General features: G+C 71.2%; 24 protein-coding genes and 1 pseudogene. 10 read left to right on the plus strand and 15 right to left on the minus strand.

Annotation, left to right across the window (positions count from 1 at the left end; all coding sequences use genetic code 11):
* Positions 1 to 65: 65 nt before the first annotated feature.
* Entirely contained in the window at positions 66 to 1124 is a 1059-nt protein-coding gene (locus ACFY3L_RS01025; protein ID WP_389317111.1) for a polysaccharide deacetylase family protein, read from the minus strand.
* Between the two features lie 416 nt (positions 1125 to 1540).
* On the opposite strand from ACFY3L_RS01025, the gene ACFY3L_RS01030 reads away from it, so the two are divergent.
* Together ACFY3L_RS01030 and ACFY3L_RS01035 are read left to right on the plus strand one after the other, a co-directional pair.
* Positions 1541 to 2020: a malonate decarboxylase subunit alpha gene (locus tag ACFY3L_RS01030; protein WP_389317113.1), complete on the plus strand. Its 480-nt coding sequence runs from the start codon at positions 1541 to 1543 to the stop codon at positions 2018 to 2020.
* A gap of 125 nt (positions 2021 to 2145) precedes the next feature.
* Entirely contained in the window at positions 2146 to 3009 is an 864-nt protein-coding gene (locus ACFY3L_RS01035) for an alpha/beta fold hydrolase (RefSeq protein ID WP_389317116.1), read from the plus strand.
* A gap of 21 nt (positions 3010 to 3030) precedes the next feature.
* Here the strand turns inward: ACFY3L_RS01035 and atzF are convergent, their stop codons facing one another.
* From atzF to ACFY3L_RS01065, 6 genes and pseudogenes are all read right to left on the minus strand, one after another.
* Positions 3031 to 4713: an allophanate hydrolase gene (atzF, locus tag ACFY3L_RS01040; RefSeq protein ID WP_389317119.1), complete on the minus strand. Its 1683-nt coding sequence runs from the start codon at positions 4711 to 4713 to the stop codon at positions 3031 to 3033.
* On the minus strand, positions 4710 to 6887 hold the full coding sequence (locus ACFY3L_RS01045) for a 5-oxoprolinase/urea amidolyase family protein (RefSeq protein ID WP_389319119.1): 2178 nt from the start codon (positions 6885 to 6887) through the stop codon (positions 4710 to 4712). Before ACFY3L_RS01045 ends, atzF begins: the two co-directional genes overlap by 4 nt.
* 3 nt (positions 6888 to 6890) lie before the next feature.
* Positions 6891 to 8210: pseudogene (locus ACFY3L_RS01050) on the minus strand (biotin carboxylase N-terminal domain-containing protein); the annotation flags it as partial.
* Between the two features lie 3 nt (positions 8211 to 8213).
* On the minus strand, positions 8214 to 8852 hold the full coding sequence (locus ACFY3L_RS01055) for an urea amidolyase associated protein UAAP2 (protein WP_389317122.1): 639 nt from the start codon (positions 8850 to 8852) through the stop codon (positions 8214 to 8216).
* On the minus strand, positions 8849 to 9646 hold the full coding sequence (locus ACFY3L_RS01060) for an urea amidolyase associated protein UAAP1 (RefSeq protein WP_389317125.1): 798 nt from the start codon (positions 9644 to 9646) through the stop codon (positions 8849 to 8851). Before ACFY3L_RS01060 ends, ACFY3L_RS01055 begins: the two co-directional genes overlap by 4 nt.
* A complete protein-coding gene (locus ACFY3L_RS01065) occupies positions 9643 to 11244 on the minus strand; it encodes an amino acid permease (protein ID WP_389317128.1) in 1602 nt (533 codons plus the stop codon). Before ACFY3L_RS01065 ends, ACFY3L_RS01060 begins: the two co-directional genes overlap by 4 nt.
* Before the next feature lie 190 nt (positions 11245 to 11434).
* Here ACFY3L_RS01065 and ACFY3L_RS01070 point away from each other — a divergent pair, with 190 nt between their 5' ends.
* Positions 11435 to 12046: a TetR/AcrR family transcriptional regulator gene (locus ACFY3L_RS01070; RefSeq protein ID WP_389317130.1), complete on the plus strand. Its 612-nt coding sequence runs from the start codon at positions 11435 to 11437 to the stop codon at positions 12044 to 12046.
* 66 nt (positions 12047 to 12112) lie between these two features.
* The gene (locus ACFY3L_RS01075) at positions 12113 to 12529 is read left to right on the plus strand and encodes a DUF3592 domain-containing protein (protein WP_389317133.1); all 417 of its coding nucleotides are present in this window, start codon (positions 12113 to 12115) and stop codon (positions 12527 to 12529) included.
* Between the two features lie 150 nt (positions 12530 to 12679).
* Here the strand turns inward: ACFY3L_RS01075 and ACFY3L_RS01080 are convergent, their stop codons facing one another.
* Both ACFY3L_RS01080 and ACFY3L_RS01085 read right to left on the minus strand, forming a co-directional pair.
* On the minus strand, positions 12680 to 14491 hold the full coding sequence (locus tag ACFY3L_RS01080) for a KGGVGR-motif variant AAA ATPase (protein WP_389317136.1): 1812 nt from the start codon (positions 14489 to 14491) through the stop codon (positions 12680 to 12682).
* Positions 14488 to 15078, minus strand: a complete 591-nt coding sequence (locus ACFY3L_RS01085) for a toll/interleukin-1 receptor domain-containing protein (RefSeq protein ID WP_389317139.1) — start codon at positions 15076 to 15078, stop codon at positions 14488 to 14490. The genes ACFY3L_RS01080 and ACFY3L_RS01085 overlap by 4 nt, the downstream gene beginning before the upstream one ends.
* A 318-nt stretch (positions 15079 to 15396) precedes the next feature.
* Here ACFY3L_RS01085 and ACFY3L_RS01090 point away from each other — a divergent pair, with 318 nt between their 5' ends.
* Positions 15397 to 15822, plus strand: a complete 426-nt coding sequence (locus ACFY3L_RS01090; RefSeq protein ID WP_389317141.1) for a hypothetical protein — start codon at positions 15397 to 15399, stop codon at positions 15820 to 15822.
* A gap of 20 nt (positions 15823 to 15842) precedes the next feature.
* Positions 15843 to 16028 (plus strand): hypothetical protein, encoded by a 186-nt coding sequence (locus ACFY3L_RS01095; protein ID WP_389319169.1) that lies wholly within the window; start codon positions 15843 to 15845, stop codon positions 16026 to 16028.
* A gap of 29 nt (positions 16029 to 16057) precedes the next feature.
* Here ACFY3L_RS01095 and ACFY3L_RS01100 read toward each other — a convergent pair whose 3' ends face one another.
* The 3 genes from ACFY3L_RS01100 to ACFY3L_RS01110 form a co-directional block, all read right to left on the minus strand.
* Positions 16058 to 17299 (minus strand): metal-dependent hydrolase, encoded by a 1242-nt coding sequence (locus ACFY3L_RS01100; protein WP_389317144.1) that lies wholly within the window; start codon positions 17297 to 17299, stop codon positions 16058 to 16060.
* A 323-nt stretch (positions 17300 to 17622) separates the two neighbouring features.
* A complete protein-coding gene (locus ACFY3L_RS01105) occupies positions 17623 to 17991 on the minus strand; it encodes a hypothetical protein (protein WP_389317147.1) in 369 nt (122 codons plus the stop codon).
* Between the two features lie 58 nt (positions 17992 to 18049).
* Entirely contained in the window at positions 18050 to 18775 is a 726-nt protein-coding gene (locus ACFY3L_RS01110) for a L,D-transpeptidase (RefSeq protein WP_389317150.1), read from the minus strand.
* On the opposite strand from ACFY3L_RS01110, the gene ACFY3L_RS01115 reads away from it, so the two are divergent.
* A complete protein-coding gene (locus ACFY3L_RS01115; protein ID WP_389317153.1) occupies positions 18774 to 18989 on the plus strand; it encodes a hypothetical protein in 216 nt (71 codons plus the stop codon). The genes ACFY3L_RS01110 and ACFY3L_RS01115 overlap by 2 nt on opposite strands.
* Positions 18990 to 19285: 296 nt before the next feature.
* Here the strand turns inward: ACFY3L_RS01115 and ACFY3L_RS01120 are convergent, their stop codons facing one another.
* Positions 19286 to 19744: a hypothetical protein gene (locus ACFY3L_RS01120; protein ID WP_389317156.1), complete on the minus strand. Its 459-nt coding sequence runs from the start codon at positions 19742 to 19744 to the stop codon at positions 19286 to 19288.
* A gap of 157 nt (positions 19745 to 19901) precedes the next feature.
* Between ACFY3L_RS01120 and ACFY3L_RS01125 the strand changes: the two genes are divergently transcribed.
* Positions 19902 to 20483 (plus strand): DUF4240 domain-containing protein, encoded by a 582-nt coding sequence (locus tag ACFY3L_RS01125; protein WP_389317159.1) that lies wholly within the window; start codon positions 19902 to 19904, stop codon positions 20481 to 20483.
* A 307-nt stretch (positions 20484 to 20790) separates the two neighbouring features.
* Here the strand turns inward: ACFY3L_RS01125 and ACFY3L_RS01130 are convergent, their stop codons facing one another.
* Both ACFY3L_RS01130 and ACFY3L_RS01135 read right to left on the minus strand, forming a co-directional pair.
* Positions 20791 to 21531, minus strand: a complete 741-nt coding sequence (locus ACFY3L_RS01130; protein ID WP_389317162.1) for a hypothetical protein — start codon at positions 21529 to 21531, stop codon at positions 20791 to 20793.
* A gap of 578 nt (positions 21532 to 22109) precedes the next feature.
* Positions 22110 to 22694 carry a MarR family winged helix-turn-helix transcriptional regulator gene (locus ACFY3L_RS01135; protein ID WP_389317164.1) on the minus strand — a complete coding sequence of 195 codons (585 nt, stop codon included), beginning with the start codon at positions 22692 to 22694 and terminating at the stop codon, positions 22110 to 22112.
* 119 nt (positions 22695 to 22813) lie between these two features.
* On the opposite strand from ACFY3L_RS01135, the gene ACFY3L_RS01140 reads away from it, so the two are divergent.
* Both ACFY3L_RS01140 and ACFY3L_RS01145 read left to right on the plus strand, forming a co-directional pair.
* The gene (locus ACFY3L_RS01140; protein ID WP_389317167.1) at positions 22814 to 24064 is read left to right on the plus strand and encodes an amidohydrolase family protein; all 1251 of its coding nucleotides are present in this window, start codon (positions 22814 to 22816) and stop codon (positions 24062 to 24064) included.
* Between the two features lie 578 nt (positions 24065 to 24642).
* Entirely contained in the window at positions 24643 to 26148 is a 1506-nt protein-coding gene (locus ACFY3L_RS01145; RefSeq protein WP_389317170.1) for a diguanylate cyclase domain-containing protein, read from the plus strand.
* Positions 26149 to 26179 lie beyond the last annotated feature (31 nt).

Here is a 26179-nt window from a genome sequence, read left to right on the forward strand (position 1 = left end):
CCCGGAGGGCGGGCGCCTCGAGGTGGGCGCCCGCCCGGCAGTCGTCGCGGATGTCGGCGGTCGCGTTATGCAGTGCAGGTCAGGGCGGGTACGGCGTTGGTGCCGTTCCAGGTGCCCGTGAACCCGAACGAGGTCGTGCCGTTGGCCGGGACGGCGCCGTTGTACGACACGTTCGTCACGGTGACGGCCGAGCCGGACGTGCTCAGCGTGCCGTTCCACAGTTGCGTGATCGTCTGGCCGTTGGCGAACGTCCACTTGACCGTCCACCGCGAGATGGCGGCGGTCCCGGCGCGTACCGTGACCGAGCCCTGGAATCCACCCTGCCACGAGTTGGTGACCGTGTACGTCGCGGAGCAGGCGCCACCCGCCGGCGGGGGAGAGTTCGGCGGCTGCGAGGTGCCACCGCCCGGGGTGGTCGGCGGCGGGGTGGTCGGGTTGGTCCCGCCGTCGGGGGCGACCGCCCGGCCGGTCTGCGGGGAGATCATGCCGGCGCAGAGGTTGCGCGACGCCAGGCCCTGGGCGATGCGCGGGATGGCGGCGACGGTGTTGGCCGGCCAGTCGTGCATGAGGATGATCTGGCCGTTGGTGAGCCGCCCGGCGGCCTGGACGATCGCGTCGACGCTGGCGTTGTTCCAGTCCTGCGAGTCGACGTCCCAGATGATCTGGGTCAGGCCGTAGCGCGACAGGACCGACTGCAGGGTCGAGTTGGTCTCGCCGTACGGCGGCCGGAAGAGCTTCGGTGTGCCGCCGCCGGCGTTGGCGATTGCCTGCTGGGTGCGGGAGACCTCCGAGTCGATCTGTGCCTGGCTCTGCTGGGTCAGGTGCGGGTGGGTGTAGCTGTGGTTGCCGACCCACATGCCGGCGTCGACCTGCGCGCGGACCTGGGCCGGATACTGGGCGGCGTACTGGCCCTCGTTGAACATCGTGGCCCGCAGCCCGTTCTGGCGCAGGGCGTTGAGCAGGTTGCCGGTGTTGGTGCCCGGACCGTCGTCGAACGTGAGCCCGACGTACCCGTTACAGGTCGCGGCGTTCGCCGGGGTGGCGGCCCAGGCGACGAAGGTGGTGAGAGCCGCGGCCGCCGTTACGGCGACAGCGGTGGCGAGCAGACGGCTACGCGTGTTCATGATGCGCGCGTTCCTCCTCAGGGCGGCGTGCGACGAACCGGTCGGCGTCCGGCTTTGACGGGTGTCGATGGCGCCAGTATTGGGCCGCCTTCGCATTGGTGTCAAAGGTTTCGAAATTCGCTTCGCCCGGGCGTCAAGGGCGGGACCGTCGTCAGCACGCCTCTTCGATGACGAGCATGATGTGTCGCTGCTCGTCGCGGAACTCGGCCAGAGGCGAGGGTTTCCCGGCACCATCGGTCCGACCGCGGCGGACGGCACTGCTCTCGGCCGGGCCGCGTGTTCCCGTGCAGTGGGCGGTCAAACCTGCCGAAGCCGTTGTGGCGTAACGGGATTCGCGCAGTACGGTGGGGACCGACGCACCGGAACCCCCTGATGGGTGGTAGGCCGATGAACGAGACCGTGACGCGGAAGCGTGTGTGGGACAGCCGGCGGACCGCCAAGCAGCGGCATGCAGACGGCAAGCTGATCCGCCCGGCCGAGCTGCGGCAGGTGCTGGAGGCCGTCATCCACCGGGTGACACGGTCGCCCTCGAGGGTGACAACCAGAAGCAGGCGGACTTCCTGTCCAGGATCTTGGCCGGCGGCGACCCCGGCCGGCACATGCTGATCGGGTCGGTGTCCCGTGCGGAGCACCTCGACCTGTTCGAGCGGGGCATCGCGTCGCGGCTGGATCTGGCGTACGCGGGCCCGCAGAGCGTCCGGATGGCGCACCTGGTCGCCGATGGCACGGTGGCGGTCGGCGCGATCCACACCCACGTCGAGCTGTACGCGCGGATGCTGGTGGACCTGCGGCCGGACGTGGCGCTGCTGTACGCGTCCGCGGCCGACCGGCACGGCAACCTGTACACCGGTCCGAACACCGAGGACACGCCGACGATCGCGGAGGCCACGTCCTGACCACGCTCGCCGCCGCGGTACGCCCGCACACCACCACCGACCTTGCGATCGGCGACCTCGGCGTCCCCGCCGTCGCGCACCGGCCGCACCGCGCGGGGATCGCCGCCTGAAGCGGGAGGCACGAGATGAAGACGTTGCGCAGCACCCCGGCACTCGCCGCGCTCGCCACGGTCCTGGCCGTGGCCAGCGCCGGCGTCATCGGCGCGGACGGCCCGCCACCACCGCGCGCCGCGGTCGCGGCACCCACCGCGGCGGCCTGCGCCGGGAAGCCGACGGTCGTGCTGGTCCACGGCGCGTGGGCGGGCACCTCCAGCTGGAACGGCGTGACCGATCGGCTGCTGCGCGAGGGGTACGTGGTGCGCGCCTTCGCCAACCCGCTGCGCGGCCTCACCGGCGACGCCGCGGACCTGGCCGCGTTCCTGAAGACGATCGACGGGCCGATCGTCCTCGTCGGGCACTCCTACGGCGGCTCCGTCATCACCAACGCCGCGGCGGGCAACCCGGCGGTGCGGCAGCTGGTCTACGTCGACGCCGCCGCACCCGCGATCGGCGAGACGACCGCGCAGCTCAGCGGCGCGACCTCCGCCCTCGGCGCCCAGCCCGGCACCCTGTACGACCAGGTTCCCTACGCGGGCGCACCGTCCGGCGACGCCGAGCTGTATCTGAAGCAGCCGGTGTTCCTGCAGTCCTTCGGCCAGGACCTGCCCAAGCCGGTCGCGATGACCCTGTGGGCCGGGCAGCGACCGGCCACGATGCGTGCGTTCACGACCCCGTCGAAGGCCGCGGCCTGGCAGGCGATCCCGTCCTGGTACGTCATCGGTACCGCGGACAAGATCATCACCCCGGAGTCGCAGCAGGCGATGGCCCGCCGCGCCAACGCGAAGATCCTGCAGGTGCCGGGCGGCTCCCACCTCACGCTTGTGTCCCACCCGGCCCCGGTCACCGGCCAGATCCTCGCCGCCGTCCACGCAGCCTGCCCATCGTCCTGATTCTCGGCCGCCGTCAGCAGGTCAGCGAGCACTCTGGCTCCCAGGCTCGGAAGCCAGGTAGGCGCGCCAGCCGCCGTGGCCGGTGATGTCGGGGGCGTCTTCGACGGCGACGGCTTCGCACAGGAAGCCGGTGACGGTCGAGCCGTCGTCGAGGTGTACCTTTCCCAGCGCCATGGGGGAGGGGAGCGCGGCCAGGAACGGGCCGACCGCGGCGTGCGGCAGTTCCCACAGTTCGCCGTCGATGGCGGCGCCACCGTCGGCGACGCGGACCAGCCCCGGTTTCGGTGGTTCGGTGGGCAGGGCGTGCAGCCGATACTGCGGTGCGGTGCGGACCTGGCGGAGCAGGCGGCCACCCGCCTCGGTGAGCTGGTGGTTGAGCGGCTGTCCGGTCAGGTGCGCGCCGACCACCATCACCGGCAGTCCCCGGTGGTGCGGGCCCGTCGGGGTTTCGCCGGCCAGCAGGGCGGCGATGTCGGCGGCGACCGCGTCGGCGAAGCCGCGGGCGATGACCTGGACGCCGAAGTTGGTGCCGCCGGCCTCGCCGGCTGGGACGGCGACGGCGCTGAGGCCGAACAGGTTGCAGAAGTTGGTGTAGGTGCCGACGGTGGCGTTGACCCCGATCGGGTCGGCGGTGACCTCGGCGATCGTCGGGTGGATTGGGGTGGTCGGCAGCAGGAGCGCGTCCGCGTCGCCCCAGGCGGTCATGGCTTCGCGGCGCAGGTGCGCGAGCCGTTCGGTGTCGGCGACGAGAACGTGGGCGGGGATGTCGCGGGCGGCGCTGATGATGGCCCGGACGGTCGGGTCGATGTCGTCGGGGTGCGCGTCGATGAAGGCGCCGACGGCGGCGTACCGTTCGGCGACGAACCCGCCGTCGTAGAGCAGCTTCGCCGCGGCGAGGAACGGCGCCAGCCGGATCGGCCGCAGCCGGGCGCCGTGGGCCTCCAAGGACTTCATGGCATGTTCGAACGCGTCGAGCCACGCCGGTGACATGCCGGTCAGGTCGTCGCGGTCCGGCACGGCGACGATCGGGTGCGGCGGCGCCGCGAGCGGTGCGTCCGCCGGGAACGCCGCGTCGCTCATGATGGCGACGGCGTGTGTTGCTTCGGCGACGGTACGGGCGAAGACGGTGACGCAGTCGAAACTGCGGCAGGCCGGCACGACCCCGGCGGTGGGGACGAGTCCCGGTGTCGGCTTGACGCCGACGATGCCCTGGAACGCGGCGGGTACGCGGCCGGAGCCGGCGGTGTCGGTGCCGACGGCCAGGTCGGCGATGCCGAGCGCGACGGCGACGGCGGAGCCGGAGCTGGATCCGCCGGCGACTCGGGCGGGGTCGCGAACGTCGCGGACCGCGCCGTACGGGCTGCGGGTGCCGACGAGGCCGGTGGCGAACTGGTCGAGGTTGGTCTTGCCGAGGATCAGCGCGCCGGCGTCGGCGAGGCGTTGCACGGCCGGGGCGCTGTGGTCGGGTTGGTAGGCGTAGGCGGGGCAGCCCGCTGTGGTGGGCAGGCCCGCGACGTCGATGTTGTCCTTGACGGCGACGAGGCGCCCGGCCAGCGGCAGGTGTTCGCCGGCGGCGAGGCGGGCTTCCACGGTGGCGGCGTCGGCGAGCACGTCGCGTTCGGGGCGCAGCGTGATCCAGGCTTCGGGGCGTTCGCCGAGGGCGAGGCGCGCGTAGGCGGCGCGGACGCGGTCGGTCGGTGTCATGCGAGCACCACCAGAGGGCTGCCCGGAGCGACCTGGGCTCCGGGGGTGACGAGGATGTCGGTGACCGTGCCGTCCCGTGGTGCGGTGACGACGCTCTCCAGTTTCATCGCTTCCAGGGCGAGCAGCGGCTGCCCGGCGGTGACCCGGTCGCCGGGGCGCACGTCGACGCGCCACACGCTGGCGACGAACGGCGCCTCGACCAGCGCGCCGCCCTCCGGCACGGAGACTGCGCCGGCGGCGGGCGGCGCCGGAGGTTCGGGGCGAGGGTCGAACTCGCCGGCCGCCGCCCACGCGTCGCGTTCGGCGCTGAACGCGGCGGCCTGCGCCGCCCGGAAGGCGGCGATCGAGGCGGCGTTGTCGGCGAGGAAAGCCTCGTGGTCGGCGAGACGGAAGGTGCCGTCGTCGATGCGCAGCCGGTGCCGGCCGGCGGCGACGTCGGCGCGCAGGTCGAGCAGTTCCTCCGCGCCGACCGGGTACCACTGGATGCGGTCGAAGTGGCGCAGCAGCCACGGGTCGCCGGCTTCTCGCCGCCAGCGGGACCAGACCTGCACGGTGCGGCCGACGAACTGGTAGCCGCCGGGGCCTTCCATGCCGTAGATGCACAGGTAGGCGCCGCCGATGCCGACGGCGTTCTCCGGGGTCCAGGTGCGGGCCGGGTTGTACTTCGTGGTGACGAGCCGGTGCCGCGGGTCGAGCGGGGTCGCGACGGGTGCGCCGAGGTAGACGTCGCCGAGGCCGAGGACGAGGTAGCTGGCGTCGTAGACGGTGCGGTGGACGTCGTCGACGGACGCGAGGCCGTTGACGCGGCGGATGAACTCGATGTTCCACGGGCACCAGGGGGCGTCGTCGCGGACACCGTTGATGTAGCGGGCGATGGCTTCACGGGTGGCGGGGTCGTCCCAGGACAGCGGCAGGTGCACGGTCCGGCTGGGCACGGCCAGGTCGCGGGTGGCGGGCAGGTCGGCCTGCAGTGCGCGGATCACGCCGAGGAGCTTGCGTACCGGCAGGCGGGCGGGGTCGGCGTGGACCTGCAGCGAGCGGATGCCGGGGGTGAGGTCGACGACGCCGTCGAGGCCTTCGGCGCGCAGCCGGTCCATGAGGGCGTGGGCGCGTAGCCGCAGGCCGAGGTCGAGGGTCATCGGGCCGTACTCGATGAGCAGGTTGTCGTCGCCGGATCGCCGGTAGGTGACGTCGTCGTCGCGGGCCAGGATGCCGTCGTCGACGGGCTGCACGAGCGGTGTGAAGTCGAGGTCGGAGACGGGCACGAACCGCACGGTGTCGCCGGGGGAGAGCTGGCCGAGTTTCCACCGTTCGGCGGTGATGACGGTGGCGGGGCAGACGAACCCGCCGAGACTGGGGCCGTCCGGGCCGAGCAGGATCGGTACGTCGCCGGTGAAGTCGACGGCGCCGACGGAGTACGGGGTGTCATGGATGTTCGACGGGTGCAGGCCCGCCTCGCCGCCGTCGGTGCGTGCCCACCGCGGTTTCGGGCCGACGAGCCGGACGCCGGTGCGCGCGGAGTTGAAGTGCACCTGCCACTGCGCGGCGTAGAACGCGTCGATGTCGTCGCGGGTGAAGAACTCCGGTGCGGCGTGCGGCCCTTCGGTCACCCTGATCTGCCAGTCGCGGCGGATCTGTGGTCGCTGCGCCGCCGGTACGGCAGTGGCCGCCGAAGCCGGTGAGGGAGTCGGGGCGGTGCGCAGGACGTCGCCGAGGCGCAGGGTCCGGCCGCCGTGCCCGCCGAACTGCCCGAGCGTGAACGTCGCCGCGCTGCCCAGGTACCGCGGGACGGCGAGCCCGCCGGCGAAGAGCACGTAGGTCCGCAGCCCGCCCTCGGTCGCCCGGCCCACGTCGAGGACCGAACCGGCGGGCACCCGTACCGGCTCCCACTGCGGCACCGGGACGCCGTCGACGCTGACGGGCATCGCGGCGCCGGTGACACAGATCGTGGTGTCGGCGGTGAACCGCAGCGCCGGCCCGTCGACGGTGCACTCCAGGCCGGGGGCGCCTTCGGGGTTGCCGAGTGCGGTGTTGCCGAGCCGGAACGACAGGTCGTCCATCGGCCCCGACGGTGGCACGCCGACCTCCCACAGCCCGGTGCGGCCGGGCCAGTCCTGCACGGCCGTCAGGGTGCCGGCCCGTTCCACGACGATGCGCGGCTCCGTGTCGTCCACGCCGGCGAGGGTCGCCGTGCAGTGCCGGGCGGCGAGCACGTCGCCGTTGCCGGCCGCTGCCCGCAGCAGGCCGAGGTTCGTTTCGATGCCGTCGACGCGGGTGGCGGCCAGGGCGCTGCGCAGGTTGGCGAACGCCTCGTCGCGGGTCGCCCCGGTGACGATGACTTTGGCGAGCATCGGGTCGTACGCGGTGCTCACCTCGGTGCCGGCTTCGACCCAGCCGTCGACCCGTACGCCCGCGGGGAACGCGACGTCGGTGACGAGGCCGGCGCTGGGCTGATGGTCCCGGGTGGGGTCCTCGGCGTAGACGCGGGCTTCGACGGCGGCGCCGGCACCGCCCCGGCGGGGCGTGTCCAGGACGGTGTCGTCGCCCTGGGCCAGGCGCAGCATCCACTCGACCAGGTCGACGCCGAGGACCTCCTCGGTGACCGGGTGCTCGACCTGCAGGCGCGCGTTGACCTCGAGGAAGGACGCCTGTTCGCGTTCGGCGTCGTAGACGAACTCGACGGTGCCCGCCGACCGGTAGTTCACCGACGCGCACAGCGCCGCCGCCGAGGTGTGCAGCCGCTCGCGGACCGCGCCGGACAGTCCGGGCGCGGGCGCCTCCTCGATCACCTTCTGGTTGCGGCGTTGCAGGCTGCAGTCGCGGTCGCCGAGCGCGACGACGCGGCCGTGGCCGTCGCCGAAGACCTGCACCTCGACGTGGCGGGCGCGCTGCACGAAGCGTTCCAGGAAGACGCCGCCGCTGCCGAAGCTGGCCAGGGCGAGGCGTTCCACCCGGTCGTAGGCGGCGGTGAGCTCGGCCGGTGTGTGGCACGCCTGCATGCCGATGCCGCCTCCGCCGCCGGTCGCCTTGACCATCACCGGGTAGCCGATCCGGTCGGCGGCGGCGAGGGCGTCGTCGAGTCCGGCGAGCAGGCCGGTGCCCTCGATCATCGGTACGCCGGCGGCGTGCGCCAGTTCGCGTGCAGTGTGTTTGGCGCCGAACGCGGTGAGCTGGGCGGGTGTCGGCCCGACGAAGGCGAGCCCGGCCGCTTCGACGGCGGTGGCGAAGGCCGCGTCCTCGGAGAGGAACCCGTAGCCGGGGTGCACCGCGCCGGCGCCGCTGGACAGCGCCGCGCCGAGGACCCGGTCGACCAGCAGGTAGCTCTGCCGGGCCGGGGCCGGGCCGATCCGTACGGCCTGGTCGGCGAGCCGTACGTGCGGGGCGCCGCGGTCCGGGTCGGAGAAGACCGCGACCGTCTTGAGGCCGAGCCGGGCGGCGGTGCGGATGATGCGGCAGGCGATCTCGCCGCGGTTGGCGACCAGCAGGGTGTCGAACACGCGCTACTCCCCGGTGACGATCATGCGGACCGGCGTCGGGTCGAAGCCGTTGCACGGGTTGTTGATCTGCGGACAGTTCGACACCAGCACCAGCACGTCCATCTCGGCGCGTACCGCGACCCGCAGGCCGGGGGCCGAGATGCCGTCGACGATGCCGAGGCTGCCGTCCGGGTCGACCGGCACGTTCATGTACCAGTTGATGTTGCTGACCAGGTCCCGTTTGCCGAGCCCCCACCGGGCACCTTCGATGAGGAAGTTCTCGACGCAGGCGTGCTGGTGCTTGGTGTGCTGCCCGTAGCGCAGGGTGTTCGACTCCCGGCTGCAGGCGCCGCCGACGGTGTCGTGCCGGCCGACCTCGTCGCCGACGACGGTCATCAGCGCCCGGCCCTCGTTGGAGCGCAGCACGCTGCCGGTGGTCAGGAAGATGCCGCCCTGCGCGGCGATCGTGTCCGGCGCCGAATAGCGTTCGGCGGAGTCGTCGGCGTTGTAGAGCAGGCAGTCGACGGCCTGGTTGCCGTGCAGGTCCACGATGGTCAGGACCTGGCCGCGGCGCACGATCGCCGACCAGGGCGCGCGGGCCGCGACGGTCTCGTCGAGCACGATCCGGCCGGCGACCAGCGCCGGTGCTGCGGTGGTGGTCATGCGTTCCCCCGGGCGGTCAGGTAGTCCGCGGTGTTGAGCAGCGCGCGTTCGCCCTCCGGCGACCGCGACCACAACGCGTCCGTCGGCGCGGTGGGTGCGCCGGGCCGGGCCTGCACGCGGACGGGTGTGCAGGTGTACGCCTCCCGCGGGTCGAGCGGGTGCGGCACGTTGGCGAGCAGCACGACCAGCGGCAGCTCCGCACGCAGCTCGACCGTCGCCCCGGGCCCGGCCGACCCGAGCCAGGCGAACGTGCCGTCGTCACCGACGCGGACCCCCTGGAAGAACGAGATGCTCGGCGGCAGGTCCCGGCGGGTCAGCCCGTGCTTGGCGGCGGCCAGGACGAACAGCTCCCGCCCGGCCGGTGTCCCGGTGTGCGGGGCGCCGCCGCCGTACCTGCCGGTGTTGCTCGCGAGCGTCGAGGTGCCGCAGAACGTGTCCGAACGGTCCGGGGCGCCGGCCGTCACCGAGGCGAGGACCCGCCCCTGGTCGGACAGCAGCAGGTGGCCCTCGCCGATGTACGCCTGCCACAGGACCTTGACGGTGTCGGCGACGTTGAGGCGCTCCCACGGCTCGTCGGCGTTGAACAGCAGCACCGACACGCAGGCGTCGCCGTACAGGTCGGTCAGTTGCAGTGTGGTGCCGCGGGCGAGCCGCTTGCTGGCGTAGCCACCACCCGGGACCGTCTCGGCCCAGCTGAGGCCCGCACCGGCCGGTACGGTCGGCATGCACTCCACGACGGTGCCGCCCTGGGCGCGGGCGTGCGCCCGCGCGCCGCTGGTCGTTGCCGTGCTCATGCGGTCTCTCCCGCGGCGATGGGCGCGGTGATCGGTGTGGTGACGGGCGCGGCGAACGCAGGTGTCGGGCGCAGGGCGGTGACCCGGGCGCGGTGGCGCAGGTATGCCGCGGCCCCGGCGAGCAGGGCGGCGCCGACGAACAGCAGCGGGAAGTAGTGCAGGTACCAGTGCTCGCCGGCCGGGTCGTACACCTCCTGCCGGGGCCAGCCGAGGTTCAGGATCATGCCGATGCCGTACAGGACGGCCAGGGCGTTGACGACGATGCCGAACCTGCCGAGGGAGAACAGCTTGCCGCCGCGCTCCGTGGCGGCGGCCTCCTCGCTGGCCGGCCAGCCCTTGCTGCGCCGGATCAGCAGCGGGATCGTCACCAGGGCGTAGGCGATGTACAGCATGACGATGCAGACGCTGGTCAGGGCGGTGAACAGGGCGGCCTGGCCGATGTTGACGAGCAGGACCGCGGCCGCGCCGACCCCGACGACGATCGCCGGCCACGCGGGGGTACCGGTGCGCGGGTTGACCTTGCTGAGCGCGCCGGAGAACGGCAGGACGCCGTCGCGCGCCATCGAGAAGATCATCCGGCTGCCGGCGGTCTGGATCGCGAGGGTGCAGACCGCGACCGCGATCGCCACGTCGATCAGCAGGATCCGTCCGCCGGTCTCACCGAGGCGGCTCGTCAGCACGTACGGCAGGCCTTCGGTGGCGAGCCGGCCGTCGGTCAGGCTCGGCGCGGCCATCAGCGCGACCAGCAGCATCAGGCCACCGCCGATGCCGGAGGCGGCGAGCGCCCGCAGGATCGTGCGTGGCGCGATGTGCCGCGGGTCGCGGGTCTCCTCGCTGAGCTCGCCGGCACTGTCGAACCCGACCACCACGTACGCCGCCATCAGCGCCGACACCAGGAACGGGCCGACGTAGGACAGGCCGCTGCCCATCCCGCCGGTGTCGAAGACGACGCCCGGTCCGCGCTCGATGTTGAACAGCAGCAGGATCACGACGGCCGCCACGCCGATGATCTCCAGGGTCACGCCAGCGCTGTTGACGATCGCCATGAGCCGCACGCCGATGACGTTCACCAGCGTCGTCAACGCGATCAGGATCGAGCCGAGGACGACGGCGTTGGTGGCGCCGCTGGTCGAGGTGAGCGCTGGATCGCCGCCGACGAGCTGGAAGCCGGACCAGATCTGCGGGAGCACGACCTGCAGGGCGATGGCGGCGGCGGCGACCGTGACGATCTGCGCGACGATCATGACCCATCCGGCGAACCAGCCGATCGTGGCGTTCGACAGCCGCCGCGACCACTGGTAGATGCAGCCGGAGAGCGGGTAGCGGGCGGCGAGCTCGGCGAAGTTGAGCGCCACCATGAACTGGCCGGCGAAGACCAGCGGCCAGGTCCAGAAGAAGGCCGGGCCGCCGAACGAGAATCCGAAGGCGAAGAGCTGGAAGACCGTCGTGAGGATCGAGACGAACGAGAACCCGGCGGCGAACGACGCATAGCTGCCGATGCTGCGGCGCAGCTCGGGCCGGTAGCCGAAACCACGCAGGTCCGCGGCGTCGGCCCGGTCGCTCGCCGGCGGCGCCGCCAGGGTTGGAGTAGTGGACAAGACCGCCTCCTCGACGCAGGCGGCGGCGGGTCTGGGGGTCCCGCCGCCCGAATACCTGTCGGGTGACAGATTTCTCGCCGTGAGATCGACAGGCGTTTCTCCGCCGTAAACGTTCGATTGCCGGATGTCTCGGCGCGGTTACGTCCCGCTCACATCGCCCCGGACCCCGATCGCGTGCGACGATGCGGGCGTGAGCTCCGCACCTTCCGTCGGCCGTCCCCGCTCCGGAGCGCGGCGCCTGCCCGCCGGCACCGCCCGCGAGGAGATCCTCGACGCCGCGGCCGAGCTCTTCTCCGAACGCGGGTACGCCGCCACCTCGACCCGCATGATCGCCGAGATGGTCGGGGTACGGCAGGCGTCGCTGTACTACCACTTCAGCACCAAGGAACAGATCCTCGCCGAACTGCTCGAATCCACCGTCCGCCCGTCGCTCACCTACGCCGAACAACTCGCCCAGCAGGCGCTGAACCCCGCCGAAGCACTGCAGGCGCTCGTCCGGTACGACGTCGGGATCCTGCTCGGCGCACGATGGAACGTCGGCATCCTGTACGCCCTTCCGGAGATCGCGACCGAACCGTTCACCCGGTTCCGCGCCGAACGCGAGCAGCTCAGGTCCGCGTACCGCCGCCTCGTCGCCGCCGTCGCCGGCACCCCCTCAGCGGACGTGACCGGCGACCTGGTCTTCGGCATGGTGGAGAGCGTCATCGGCATGCGCCGCGACCTGCCGGCACTGCCCCCGGCGGACCAGCTCGGCCAGTCGGTCGCCGCGGCGGCCCTGCGCCTCGCCACGCCCCCTCGTTGACCGCACGCAATACTGTCCGTCCATGGGGATGGAACTGGCGACGCTGCCGGAGTGGGGTGGGCGTCGGTGTTCGGGGTCGTGGCCGTGGGCGCCGCCGCGGCGGTGGGCATCGGCGTGTACCGGCGGAATCGTCGCATCCTGCGGCGAGGTGCGCGCATGACGGCCGAGATCGTCGCGATCGACGCCGCGCCCGTCGACACCAACTCCGAGCGCCGGACCGTGCGACTGCAACTGCGTTTCGAAGGTGTCGAGGAGCATGTCCTGGACTTCATCGGGTACCGTCTGCGCACCGCCGACGCCGCGGCACTGACACCGGGTGCGAAGCTGCAGGCCTGGGTGCTGCCGGACGACGGATCCGAGATCCGCGTCGCCCGGCCCGACGACCCGAACCGGATCCTGTCGCTGCAGGCCGCTCCCGAGGTGTCCGGCCACTACCCCGACGGCGGCATCGACGGCATCGGCAACCTACTGTTCCCCGGCTGAACCACGACGCGTCGACGGGTCGGTGGCGTCGATGGCCCAGTGCGGGTCCGTGCGGTCCGTCGGGTCGAAGCGCACGTCGCGCTGCTCGTGCTCGCGGTGCCCCCCGCGGGCGCCGACGGGCCCCGCAAGGATCGCAGCGTCGCGGTTTCCTCAGCCGAGCGCCTCCCTGATCCGCTGGAGTGCGCTGTTGAAGGGGTACGACTGCAGCACGGCCCGCACCAGCCGCGGCACTCCGTCACTGATGATGCCGTTCTCAAGCTCGGTGACGACCGCTGCCCAGAACAGCTCCGGCGTCGCAAAGGCGGTGAAGCTGGGGACGCGACCCGGTGGATAGTCGATGTCATCGAGGATGTGGTGGGCCGCGGCCGGGTGGGGGACGAGATCGGCGAGCGCCGTGACGAGCGTCTGCGTCTCGTGCGGTCCCAAGCCTGTCTGCCGGGCCGGATCAGCCAGCCGCCGGAGCCGTTCGTTCGGCAGTTGGCGATCGACGTGGTGCAGCGTGAGTGCCACGCCATCGCCCTCCTTCCTCGCGCCGACGATGATGCCGACCACAGCGTCGTGTTCGGGAGACCACAGCGGCGCACCGCCGAACGCGTGATTGATGCCCCTCTTGGAGCTCGGGTCCACCTGCACGAGACCGGAGGTCAAGGTCGCCACGATCGTCCCGTACGCGGCCATGCCGAATCGATCGCCGTGCTCCGGCATGCCGAAGCTCCACCAACGGTGCCCGACCAGGTCGCCGGGCTCAGGGAAGCCCAGGCGCGGCAGCCGGACCGATCCGGGAATCGGCTCTGCCAGGATCAGTACGACGGCGTCGACCTGGTCGGCGGCTTCGGGTCGCCGAACCTCAACGACCTCGATCGGCTCGCCGATCCCGGCCTTGTCGAACCGGACCTGCAACCTGGATCCGTCCCGTTCCATGTAGCCGGGGGTCAGGAGCCGGTTGCGGTCCAACGCGAACGCTGCCCCCCTCACCTCGCCGTTCGCGAGCACCGTCGCGATCCATGAATCGTTCGAGGGCCCGAGCTGGGCCGTCGCCGTCGGGACGACGGCGGGCGGCTTCGCGGGTGCGATCCTGGAGAGGTCCTGGAGGCGGGTGTCGATGAGGTGGGCCACGGTGTCGAGGGCGTAGCCGAGGGAGTCGGGGTCCGTCACACCCTGGAGCAGGACGGCGAGCTTCTCGCCGAACCCGAAGTAGGCGACGTAGGGCAGTTTCGTGCGTTCCAGGACCACCCTTGCGTCGACGCGGCGGGGGAGCCAGTCCGCGTAGAACTCGCCGAAGCGCTGAGCGGCGATGCTCAGCCACTCGTTGACGAACTCGAGCTCGGTGCGGCTGTCGAAGCGGGACAGCAGCGGCAGGACCAGCGCCGGCGGTCGGTCGTAGGCCAGAGCCTGGCGGCCCGCCTGGGCTCGGCGCAGCACGTCCACGACGCCGTCGACGTTCTGGCGGTTGGCGACGAACACCGGCACGATCAGGTCGGGCAGAGCGATCAGGCAGACGCCGCCGATGTCCGTGATGCCGGTCCGGCTGTCCACGAGCACGACGTCGAACTCGGTGAGCCAGTCGGCGCGCAGCTGCTCGAAGTACTGTCCGCCGCCGTGCAGGTCGAAGAACGCCGGCCAGTCGAAGGCCAGCACCCGGGCGGGGTAGCCGGTGTCCTGGCGGCCGGTGGTCATGAGCGTCAGCGACTCCGCCCCGATCCGGATCCGGGTGACATAATCGTGCCAGTCCGGCGGCTCGGAGCGTGGGCGACGCACGCGGTCGTGCAGCATGTCGAGCAGGCCGGGGCGTGAGTCCAGACCGGCGTGGATGTCCGCGAAGTACCGCCAGACCCCCGGAGCCTCGAGGTCGAAGTCCACGACGAGGACCCGGCGCCCGGCCTTCGCCAGCAGCACGGCGATGTTGGCCAGTGCCATGGTGCGGCCGGTGCCGCCCTTGAACGAGTAGAAGGTGGCGATCATGCCGGATCGCCGCCCAGGCTGGGAACGGTGCGCTGGAGGGTCCGCCTGCGGTGCAGCTCGATGAACTGTTCCGTGGCGAGCCCGCTCCATCCGGCGTCGTGTTCGGGGGTCTGTCGCAATGCGTTCGCCACGTGAGCCGCCAGCACTCGCACCCGGTTGGACAACTCCTCTGCTGTCGGGCTTCCCGCAGCCAGCCAGGGGTTCGCGTACTGCTGGATGTCGTACCGCTGGATGTCGCGCAGCTGCGTGGGCAAGTCGTCGCCGTCGTGGATCACCGCGGCCACGACCAGTGGCGGCGGCGCTCCGCGTCCGTTGCCGACCGCCTCCCGCCGCGCGAGCATGTGGCCCAGCTCGGCAAGGCACCACTCGCTGCTGAAGTATTCGCGCGACCACAGACACATCAGCAGCTTCGAGCCGGCGATCCCTTCGGCGAGCTTGTGCGGCCACGAATCGCCGGTCTCGATGACGTCAGCGTCGAAGAAGATCCGCGGTGACGCGTCCAGCTCGGCTCCGAGCCAGTGCCGGAACATCGGCAGGAACGTCTCGCTGACGAAGCGCGGCCAGGCATTCGCCCGCCGGTAGCTCACGAAGACGTCGTACGAATACGGCACAGGCGATCCCGGAGGGAGACGGCGTCGGACGTGCAGGCCGAGTGTAGCGGCAGCATCACGTCCGGAAGCGGCGCGGCTCGCCCTGCGACACCTCAGGCTGGTCCGGCGTGTCGGCCGGATGGCATCCGAATGCCCCACAGATACCTCGGCATCGATCAGCTGCCACGGCTTGCTGCACGAGGTCGGGTTGCGGTGTCGCGGGCCGCGGCGGCCTCCGTCTCACCACCTCGCCTCGTTGACCGGCACCCGCACAATGTGGTGTGACGCCGGGTCGAACCTCGAAGGGTGGCAGCCGTGACGACCTCCGCGCGAGACGAGCAGGACCGGCGCGACGAAGACAACCGCCTGTGGGCGCACGGCATCCACATCGATGACAGCATCGTCCAGCGTGGGAACTACTTTCTTGTGGCCCAGTCGATGCTGGTCGTCGCGTACTCGATCCTGCTGTCCGTGAGCCAGCAGGTGCACCGGCTGGCCGTCGCCGCCGCCATCATCGCTTTCGTCGGAGTGGTGCTGGCGGGAGTGTGGGGCTATGTGACCTGGTGGGGCGTGCAGTACCTCCGCCACGTCCAGGAGGCGGCAATCGACCGGTTGCCGGAGTACAAGCAGACCCGCGAGACCTGGCGGTCACGGCGCCGCGTCTCCGCGCTCGATGTGTTCACGTACGTCATGCCGGGCATCGCGGGCGTCATGTGGGGCGCATTCCTCGTCTTCATCTGAGCGCGGAAGCGGAGTGCGGGATGACGCCTTCCGGCCTTGCGCGCGGGTCGGCTCCGCGGCGGTGCTGGCCGCTCCCCGCGCCGCCCGCCGTGCCGGCCGAGCTCGCGCCCGCGTACGTGTTCTTCGCCTCGTTCTTCGCCTCGCAGGAGTCGAGCTACGTCACCGGTGAGGTCCTCGGCGTCACGGGCGGCCAGCCACTGCCCTGACGTCGCCGGTCTCGGTGCCGGCCAGCGGGCTATTCGCCGCGCAGCAGGTCGGTCCTTGGTGGCACCCATGGGGCCGGGAAGCGGGGGCAGCCGTCCTTGCCCGGGCGGGCCTCCACCTCGGCGAGTCCGAGTCCCGGCTCGCGGTCGAAGCGCAGGTCGCCGACGACCCAGCCGCCGTCCTTCCGCTCGGCGAAGGGGACCCGGGCGAACTGCAGCAGCGCGTGCACGGCGCAGGACTCCGACGACAGTTCGGCGAGCAGCTGGGCATCGACGGTCAGCTCACCGGCCCAGACGACCTCGTCGGTCGTCGGCGCGGCGACCGGTGTCAGCGTGGCGGTCGTGGCGGTGCCGGACAGGGAGAGCTCCCTGCACCGGTCCGCGGGGATCCATCCGGGCGCCAGCGAGTGGAAGGCGCGCCGCACGACGTAGTTGTCCGGGGTCCGCTGTACCGCCAGGACCTCGCGGCACAGCGGGTTGGCCGGCATCGGCGTCAGCACCGTGTCGAGGGTACGGGCGTCGGGGAAGCGCTCCGCGAGCAGTGCCTCGACCCGGTGCCGCGCTGCCTGGGTGGTGCCGGCCAGCGTGGCGGTGACCGCCAGCCAGGCGACGATGCCGGCGGCGAGCGCGGCCCGGGCGGGCGCGAAGCGGCTGACGGCGGCGAGGCCGAGGGTCAGCACGGTCACGGCGGCGGCGAGCGACGGTGGCACGAAGCCGCTGAACCAGCTCAGGCCGACCGCTGCCGCCGCCACGAGGGCGATCAGCACCCGTGCGGTCCGGCCGGGCAGGACGAACAGCAGCGCCGCCGCGCACGCCCACAGCAGCGGCTCGACGATGAAGACGGCATCGCCGTAGAACCACCTGCCGTCGAACGGCCAGAACGGGTGGACCCCGTAGTTGTTGGTGGAGTCGAGCGCGATGTGCAGCAGCGGAGCGAGGATCGCCAGCCCCGCGAGCAGCCCGAGATCCGCCGGCCGTGGCCCGATTCTGCGGTACCGCCACCACGACCACACCGCCGCGAAGAGCAGCAGCGACAGGCCCAGCGACCCGACGACGGTGTGGGTGTGCCCGCGGTGATGCAGCAGGTAGTCCGCCGTCGTGCCGGCCCATCCGGTGTAGATGACGTCGGCGTCGGGCAGGTTGCCGCCGACCGCCATGACGGTGATGGCAACGCCGCGGCGTGCCCGGTCGCTCAGCACCGCCGACGGCGGCAGCGACCGGTGGACCGCCTCTCCGACCAGGACGCTGATCAGTGTGTGCGTGACGTTGTCCATGGCTGGTCATCGTAGATCCACGGGCGACGCCACCGGCGGGCGACGACCGGGGAGGGGCCCTCGTCGGGCATCGCGGCACGCCTGATGGGTGGACAATGTTGTGGGTGGTTGACAGCCTCCCCACGGCTGGCCGATGACACCGCGCCCCACCGAAACTCTGGCGTATTCATCGGCCAGACCGCCTCGATCAGGTGCCCGGACATGCCGCCGGTCGCGTGCGATCGGCGACCGACGACCGTCATCCAGTCGGGCCGTGTCGAGTTCTGCGTAGCCCTACTCGTTGGGCAGCGGTTGATGTGCCAGCTCGATAGCGTAGGGGTCGGTCATTCAATGTCCGCGACTGCTCGTGCGGCGGCCGTGTGTTCTCCTCGCGCCCGAAGCAGGCGCACGAGGAAGTACAGGGCGGTCTTGTCACCGCGCTCAGCACGCTGACGCAGTTCGCCATCGCGGCTGTCCTCGAACAGGAACCGGTCCAAGCGGCGCCGTGCGTGCACATCCGCTTCCGCCCGATCGGCCAACTCATTGAACAGCCGGGCCTTCACGAGCAGTTCCATGTGCCACAGGTGTGCGTTGTGCCGGTGATGGTCGTGGCTGTAGCACTCAGCGTACTCACTGACCAGGGCGATCGCTGTGGCCCAGTCACCACGTGCTTCAGCCGCCTCCGCCGATGCCTGGTCGAACTGCGACATCACCGCGCCAGTATGACGTCCAGCCGCAGGCTGCGATGCCGGCAATCGCCCGGAGGTCGCGTCAGTTGGCCGGCACCGCGCCGCCTGCCTGCCAGGTGTTCCAGGGCACGTTCCAGTCGCCGTACCCGTCCCAGGTCGGCATCGTCGGGCCGCCGGTGCCGGTGTAGGTGATCGGGTCGCCGACCTGGGCGAAGTCGAAGTACGCCTTGGCGTTTGCCTCGGTCAGGTTGGTGCAGCCGTGGGAGGTGCTGCGCTGGCCGATGTTGCCGCCGTTCCAGCTGGCCGAGTGGACGTACTCGCCGGAGTTGGTGACCCGTACCGACCACGGCACCTGCTCGTCATAGCCGTCGCCGACCATGTGTTCGACCGCCTTCTTCTCCATGACGACCTTGGTGCCGTTGAACGTGGGGGTACTCGCCTTGCCCAGCGACACCGGGAAGTCGAAGACCTGCTTGCCGTCGGAGGTCACGACCATCCGCAGAGTCTTGCCGTCGACCTTGCCGACGTTCGCCGGCCCGGTCTTCATGTCGAGGGTCAGGCTGTTGTCGTACACCAGCCCGGCCCCGCCCGACTTGCCCTTCGTGTCGAGGTTCATGGTGACCTCGGCGTGCGCCGGCCAGAACTCGGCCGGGCGGTAGTGTGCCTCGATCGGGTAGCCGGCGTAGATCGTGGACTTCTGGAAGTACCACGCGCCCTGGGCCGGCGCCCCGTTGACGGTGACCTGGGTCGCCGCGTCGAAGTCCTTGGCGCTGGTGATCGACGCCGACAGGTACGCGATGATCGGCATGCCCACGCCGTACGTCGCCCCGTCCTTCTCGTACAGCCGCACGTGCACCGGCTTACCGCTCGGCGCCGGCGACACCGAAGGCGACGCGGCCCCGGCCGGCTGCTGGCCCGCCGACGGCGCCCCCGACCACGAGGCCTGCGGCGCGGAGTTCCCGCCGCACGCCGTCAACCCGAGACCAAGGCCGGCCAGCAGCGCCGCCACCCGCACGCCGTGAGAGGATCGCATAACCACGACGATGCCCCTTATGCGTGCCCGCCGCCACCGCTGTCCGGCTCGACCACATCACAATCGGCCGGATCGACCCCTACTGTGAGCACGCGGAACGTCCCTTTCAGCCTTCACCCCTCAGTACCGCCGGGCGACGGCTTGATGCAGCGGCAAGCCTTGATCAGCTGCACGCTCGTAGCCGCCGACCGGGCGCAGTAGCTTGCCGTCGATCATCACGCTCCGTACGCCGCTCCAGGCGGCCTGGCCCATGGGCCGGTACGCTCTCGTGCCGATAAAGTGCGTTCAGATCTGATCGAGTTCGATCGTGAAGTGTTGAGGCGCCTGTACGCCCGCCAGTGTCCATGCCCAGCCGGGAAGGGCGAGAGCCTCGGCGAAGAAGTCGTCGAGAGGCATGCCGAAGGACCACATGAGCCCGGACCCGAGCGCTTCGGTTTCGGCACTGGGAGTCCAGTGGTACGTGCAGCGCAGTTGCCACATCACGTCCTCGTCGTCGGCCTCGATGAACTGCCGGGTGAGATCTGCGCAGAACTCACGCACGCCATCGAAGTTGAACGTTCCGGACTGGGCGAGTACCCCGTCGCCGTCCTCCTGGGGCGGCGCGGCATCATCGACCGGGACGGCAGCGAATCGCCGGAAGACCTCGACCGTCGTCAGCACGTCGTCGGCAGCGGCCTTGCCGGGGCGTACCCCGGCATGGTCAAGCATCGACGTCAGCAGTAATTTTGTCTCGCTGATCAACACGATCTCATCATCCCGCGTCGTTGCCTCACGCCGCCCTGAGCATAGCGGTCCACACGAAGATCACATGCACACTTCTAGCCGCTCTCCGATCGCCATCTCCGGGGGAGCGTGCACGCTGACGCGTTCTGGTGTGTCGAACGGATCTAGGCTCATGGGTGTGGACGTGGACGACTTCTGGACCTTCATCGAGCTCTCGCGCCACTCAGGGCCGACCCAACGGGAGCGTGAGACCTTCCTGGGGGACCGACTCGGCCGGATCTCCCGCCGCCACCTGCTCGACTTCGTCCAGCACCTGTCTGCCACCCGCGAGCCGGCCAACACGTATCGGCTATGGCGAGCCGCGGACATCATCATGACCGCGCCCTGCAGCATGGACTCCTTCCACTACTTCCAGATGTGGCTCGTCGGCCTGGGCCGGCACGCCTACGAGGCGGCGATCATGGATCCCGACAGCCTGGCCGGTGTACCGGAGGTCGTTCGGCTGGCGTCTCTTCCCCAGCCATGGCAGAACGAGGACTACCCGGGCTGGGAGTCGCTGGAGTATGTGGCGTGCGAGATCGGCGAACTCCGGCCCGACATCGACGGCGACATCCGCGATGTGGTCACCGAGGAACGCCACGTCCGTCTGCGTATGGACCCCAATCCGGACGACGTCCAATGGGCACGCCTGTCTACAGCCGAGATCGCCCGCCGGTACCCCCGGTTGTGGAAGCTGTTCGGCGAGGCCTGGACCGAATAGAACCGGACCCCGGCGAGAGCCGGTCCGGACATCACCTGTCCACAGCGATCTCTGCACGCGCTTGCCGACCAAATTCTTGGTCCAGTATCCGGATCTGCCGCCGACGGAGCGCGTAGGCCCATCACGCGGTGTGACGGGCGTCCTGCGCCATCCGGTGCGCAGACACGCCGATGAGCGCGCATTCGGCCAGGATGATCCCGTTCGACGAACGGGAGGCTGCTGAGGGCGAGGCCATGTGACGTAGATCGACAGCGGCGCCTAGCGGCGGGTGTCGACTGGACCGGTCATCGGAACGTCTTGCGGCGAATCATGGCGTCGTACCGGCCATGTTTCCCGGCGCTGCGTCCGGGCGGGGCAGCGCGGACAACTCGCGGTACGCGGCGAGTACCGCCGCGGTCCGCTCCGCGACCTCGGCGACCACGTCAGGCCTGTCCGTGGCGCCCTCGTCCGCCCATCGGGCCCGGCGCAGCGCCCTGCGGGCCTGCTCGGCACGGTACTGCTGGTGAGCATGCTCGCTGGAAACCTCGGCGAGCATGCGCAGCGCCCCGAGCCGCTCGGCTATCCGCTCGCTCAGCTCCTCGAGCCGGCCCCCGAGTTCGACCCGGCGGACCGCAACCTCCGCACGCAGCGGTGCCTGCGCGGCCAAGCCACGCACGGCGTCGTCAAGGTCCTTCAGTGCCCGGGTCACTTCGGCCCGCCGGAACAGCAGCACGGCAAGGCCCCACCGGGCCTGGTCCAGTGCCGGGCCGATGTGGGCGGGGTCGGCCATCACGCCGAGGGCCGGCCATGCCGCGCGGATGCGCGTGATCGACTGCCTGGCCTCGTGCCACGCGCCCCGCTCGTTCTGAGGCACGAAGACCAGCCCGTGTCGCGGACGGAGCGTATACGGCGCCAGCCCGCGGGTACTGATGCCAAACCCGTACAGCGGCACTGTCAGACCGATCGCCAGCAGTGGCGAGATCGGCCACAGCGCCAGGCCGAGCGGCGGAAAAAGCCACCACCAGCGCCACAGCCGCAGAGCCCAGGGGGCGTCCGGATCGCCAACCACGAACTCCGCCGGCTCGCGGGATGTATGCCTACCCACGGGCAGATCATCCCCTACCGGCACCACCCACAGCCGCCCTCCTGAGCCGCGGCCAGGGCCAATGCCCAGAGTGCGCCGTTATCGCCGCCGCAGGCCCCAGCGATCTGCGGCCTGCAACCATCGACAGCGCTTGAGCAGCTGCGCGCGTAGCCGCAGGTGTCGCGCGGCGATGGACTCGGAGATCGTCACGCTTCGTGGCGGCGGGCCAGGCATCGAATACACGATAACGCTCGGTCGGCTGGTAGCGCTCATCCTGGGCGTTGCGTGGACGCCTGACCTTGTTGACGTCAAGGAGATCTGGCCGGCGGATCGGCGGCATGGTCCTGGCACAGAGCATCTGCCGCCACACCATGTGCGGTCCTGCGCCCGTCAACCATGAAGGCGACGCCCCAGGCCCGGTCTCCGTGCTCACCAACGAAGACGCCGGACGACGGCGAAGGACTTCGGCATCCTCGTCTGCCGCGATTTGCGCGGTTGCGATTGGCGCCCGCTCGGTTGCAATCTGTTTCGCCCTGCGCGTTGCTGCGGAGCGCGGCGCCGAGTCATCGATCGGCGGGGTCGGTCTTCGCTGCCGTGCGCTTCGTGCGCGCGCCTTTGCCGGAATGGCTGGGCTTGTCGCCGCCGTCGCCGCCGTCGCTGTCGTCGCTGCCGGACGGTACGGGGAGGCGGGAGGTCGCTTCGGCGTACTTGATGAGCAGGCGGGCGAACTCCAGCCGCTCGGCTTTCGGCCAGTCGCTGGTGATGTACTCGAACGCCTGCCGGTGCTGGTGGCGGAAGTGGTCGAGCAGCGCGTTGCCCTCGTCGGTGAGCTGGATGATGGTGCGTCTGCCGTCTTGTTGTGAGGCCGCGCGGACGAGGTAGCCGTGGGTGATGCAGTCGCTGGCCATGCGGCTGGCCACGGAGGGGTCGACCATGAGGTGGTCGGCGAGGCTGCCGACGGTCATCTCCCGGCCGGCAAGCTGCGCTTCCTCGACGAGGTTGAGGACCAGGTTGCGGGTGAGGTCCTTACGGCCGCTCGGCGGATCGACCGGGGCCTGCATGGTGCGTCGCCGCATCCGGGCGAAGGCTCCGCCCACCGCATCCAACAGGTCCTGTTCTCGCTGTTCGAGCCCGCTCTCCCTGGTCACAGACATAGCCTACGCGAGAGAGTGCCGGTGAGCACATGCGTGCACTGTTGCACATAATTGCGAAGGAGCATTAATCTCCAGTGCGGCACGTCCGAACAGTCCAGGAGACGAGGTACGGCATGGTTACCGCCATCACGAACGCACGGGTGTTCGACGGTGAGAAGGTGCTCGAATCGGCAACGGTCGTCATCGACGGCACCCGGATCGCCGCGGTCGGCGGGGAGCCGCCGGCCGCGGCGGAGATCATCGACGCGGCCGGGGCGACGCTGCTGCCGGGCCTGATCGACGCGCACACCCACAGCTCCGACGACGCTCTCGCGCTGGCGCTGCGATTCGGCGTCACGACCGAGCTCGAGATGCAGGGCATGAACACGCGGCCCAACCGGTCACACATCACCGGCAACGACGCCCTCGCGGATGTGCGCTCCGCGGGGTTCGGCATCACCCCGCCCGGCGGTCACCCCAGCGAACTGTTCCCGGACGACTTCCACTTCGACCCTAGGCCCGGCGACGACGACGAGCACGGTGGACCCGGCGGGCCGATGCCGCTGATGCCGTTCGCCACCACACCGGAGGAAGCGGTCCGCTTCATTCCTCAGCTGGTCGCGGCCGGCTCGGACTACATCAAGTTCATGGTCGACGACGGTTCCGTGGAAGGCCACCCCGGACTGCCGATGCTCGACCAGGCCACCCTCGACGCCGGCGTGGCGGAGGCGCGCCGGCACGGCATGCTCACCGTCGCCCACACGCTCACGGTCGACGCGACCCGGATGGCGGTCGACGCCGGCATCCACGGTCTCGCCCACCTGTTCATGGACCAGGCACACACCGGCGACATCATCGAACGGATCGCCGCCGCCGGCGTGTTCGTCGTCCCGTGCGTCGTACTGGACGCATCCATGATGGGAGTCACCGCATCAGCGCTGGCCGACGATCCCCGCGTCGCCGACCGCCTCGGCGAGGCCTGGACGGACCTGCTCCGCGGCAGCTACAACCGGTACCCGCAGGGCAAGCTGGAGGACGTGCTGCACTCGGTCAAAGCGCTGCACGACGCCGGCGTCGACATCCTCGTCGGAACTGACGCCGCCCCGTTCCCGCTGCCCTTCATGGCCGGAGTGGCGCACGGCGCGAGCGTCCACCATGAACTGCAGTACCTGGTCCAGGCCGGCCTCACGCCGGTCGAAGCGCTCCGCGCGGCGACGTCCACACCCGCCCGCCGCTTCGGACTCGACGACCGCGGGCGCATCGCCGCCGGCCTGCGCGCGGACCTGCTCCTCGTCGACGGCGACCCCACCACCCGGATCGGTGACACGCTGCACCTGCGTACGATCTGGCGGCGCGGCACCCCCACCCAGCTCACGATCGACTGAACAAGGCCACGCACCAAGGAAGATGCGGTGTGCCGGGGCCGAGGGTCCTGGCGATGGTCGGAGAGCAGCCCCCGGCGGCTATGCCGCGGCGGGCAGCCGTTCGGGTTCGGTGGCCTTGGCAGTGGCGGACACGACAAGGTGGGCGTGTTTCGCGGTAACACACGGCGCCGGCCAGCCGCAGCTCTTGCAGAGGCCGCCCGGCGCCGCCTCGTGCCGTTCCAGGACTTCGGCGGCGGTCGTTGCCAGGACGCTGCCCGCGGGGACGATAAAGGTCACGGAGCGGTCGATACCCCGCCCGCCGGGCCGCGAACTCGTTCCAGCTGTGGTGTTCGCCACGATCGTCGGGCGCCGCGCAAGGAAACGCCGCTGGCATGACCGGATGCTGGTGCGGCCACATCGCCCGGCCGAGGGCGTTCACCTGGCCATCGACGCACACGCGATGGAGGTACGCGACCTGACCCGCTGGCCTGCGGGTGTCGGCGGCGAGCCGGATTGCGGGACGGTTGCAGTACCGCGGACGGCTGTAGCGGTCCGCGCGGCGGGCTCAGGTCGTCCTGCCGCCGGCCGACTGGGCTCCCATGGCGCAACGGTCCCCGCTCGGTGAGCTCCTGCGTGACCCGGTGCTGCTCGGCCTCGGCGGGCTGGCCCTGGTCGTGCCGGTGTGGTTTCTCGCCGGGCCGGGTGGCGGCGCCGTCTCCTGGGGGATCCAGGCGGCCCTCGACGTGTCGATCGTGGTGTTCGCCCGCCGGCTGCGGGCGCAGGGCGGGACGGAACGGTACCAACGGCGCTTCTGGCGGGCGATGGCGGTCGGCGGCCTGCTGTGCGCCGTCGGGGACGGAACGCAGACCGCGCTGACGGTGGCTGACCCCGGTGCCCCGGTGAACATCGTGCAGTCGCTGTGCGTGGTGTGCGCGATGACGGTGATGGCAGTGGTGATGCTGCGTCACCCGCTCGGTGATGCCGGGCGGCAGCGGATGCGGCTGTGGCTCGACGCGGGCGCCGTGCTGATCGGTGTCGCCGTCTTCCTCTGGTACTTCTCGATCGGGGCCGAACTGGACAGCCCACGCCTGGGGGACCGGCTGGCCGCCGCGGCCGGCGCTGTCGTCATGCTCGTGATCGTGCTGGGCGTGCTGAAGCTGATCCTCAGCGGTACCGCCCCGTTCACCCGGCAGGCCGGCATCGCCGGCTGTGTCGGGGTCGGCGGCACGGCCGTCGGCACCTCCGTCGCCGCCATCCTGACCGGCGTCACCGACCCGCGGATCGAGGCCGTCGCGTCGCTGCTGCCGTGCATCCTCACCGTGGCGAGCCTCCGCGTGCAGGAGGTCCAGCAGCGGCGCCCGGCCGAACACGTCAAGGCGCAGCAGCGCCATTTCAGTGTCATGCCGTACGTCGCCGTCGTCGCCACCGAACTGCTGGGCATCGTCGCCCTGCACATCGCCGGCGCGGACGCACCCACCTGGGGCGTGATGGTCGGCATCGTGCTGATCACCGCCGTGGTCCTCACCCGCCAGCTGATCGCCTTCCACGACAACGACCGGCTGCTCACCGACCTCGACCGCAGCATGCTCGAGCTGCAGCGGCTGCACGGCGCGCTGCGCCACCAGGCGACGCACGACGCCCTGACCGGCCTCGCCAACCGGGCCCTGCTGACCGAGCGGCTCGCGGCGATCGACACCGCCGCGCAGCTGAGCGTGCTGGTCATCGACCTCGACGGCTTCAAACAGGTCAACGATGCCCACGGCCACCACGCCGGCGACGCGCTGCTCGTCCAGGTGGCCCGCCGCCTCGACACGGCCGCCGGCCCGGACGCCCTGGTCGCGCGCCTCGGCGGCGACGAGTTCGCGCTGCTCCTGCCGGGCGCCGACGCCGACGTCGCGCACCAGCACGCCGCCACGGTCAGCGCCGTCCTCACCCGCCCGTACCACCTGCCCGGCACCGTCGCGCACGTCGGCGCCAGCGTCGGCGTCGCCACCGGTACCCCGGCCGACGCCGAAGCGCTGCTGCGCCGCGCCGATGCCGAGATGTACCGCTGCAAGCGCCGGGTCCGGCTCGACCGCCAGGCAACCGAGGCGATCCGCACCTGAACCGACGGTCGCTGCCGCCCGGAGCCCGTCA

The sequence above is a fragment of the Dactylosporangium sp. NPDC000521 genome, from assembly GCF_042898305.1.
In the GTDB taxonomy this organism is placed as follows: domain Bacteria; phylum Actinomycetota; class Actinomycetes; order Mycobacteriales; family Micromonosporaceae; genus Dactylosporangium.

Excerpts from the sequence above, each read along its gene's own strand:
- atzF (WP_389317119.1), bottom strand. The coding sequence starts at position 4,713 with ATGACACCGACCGACCGCGTCCGCGCCGCCTACGCGCGCCTCGCCCTC.
- ACFY3L_RS01140 (WP_389317167.1), top strand. The coding sequence starts at position 22,814 with ATGGTTACCGCCATCACGAACGCACGGGTGTTCGACGGTGAGAAGGTG.
- ACFY3L_RS01100 (WP_389317144.1), bottom strand. The coding sequence starts at position 17,299 with ATGGACAACGTCACGCACACACTGATCAGCGTCCTGGTCGGAGAGGCG.
- ACFY3L_RS01080 (WP_389317136.1), bottom strand. The coding sequence starts at position 14,491 with ATGATCGCCACCTTCTACTCGTTCAAGGGCGGCACCGGCCGCACCATG.
- ACFY3L_RS01060 (WP_389317125.1), bottom strand. The coding sequence starts at position 9,646 with ATGAGCACGGCAACGACCAGCGGCGCGCGGGCGCACGCCCGCGCCCAG.
- ACFY3L_RS01025 (WP_389317111.1), bottom strand. The coding sequence starts at position 1,124 with ATGAACACGCGTAGCCGTCTGCTCGCCACCGCTGTCGCCGTAACGGCG.
- ACFY3L_RS01110 (WP_389317150.1), bottom strand. The coding sequence starts at position 18,775 with ATGCCGATCATCGCGTACCTGTCGGCGTCGATCACCAGCGCCAAGGAC.
- ACFY3L_RS01145 (WP_389317170.1), top strand. The coding sequence starts at position 24,643 with ATGGCGCAACGGTCCCCGCTCGGTGAGCTCCTGCGTGACCCGGTGCTG.
- ACFY3L_RS01035 (WP_389317116.1), top strand. The coding sequence starts at position 2,146 with ATGAAGACGTTGCGCAGCACCCCGGCACTCGCCGCGCTCGCCACGGTC.
- ACFY3L_RS01055 (WP_389317122.1), bottom strand. The coding sequence starts at position 8,852 with ATGACCACCACCGCAGCACCGGCGCTGGTCGCCGGCCGGATCGTGCTC.
- ACFY3L_RS01095 (WP_389319169.1), top strand. The coding sequence starts at position 15,843 with ATGACGCCTTCCGGCCTTGCGCGCGGGTCGGCTCCGCGGCGGTGCTGG.
- ACFY3L_RS01115 (WP_389317153.1), top strand. The coding sequence starts at position 18,774 with ATGCCCACGCCGTACGTCGCCCCGTCCTTCTCGTACAGCCGCACGTGC.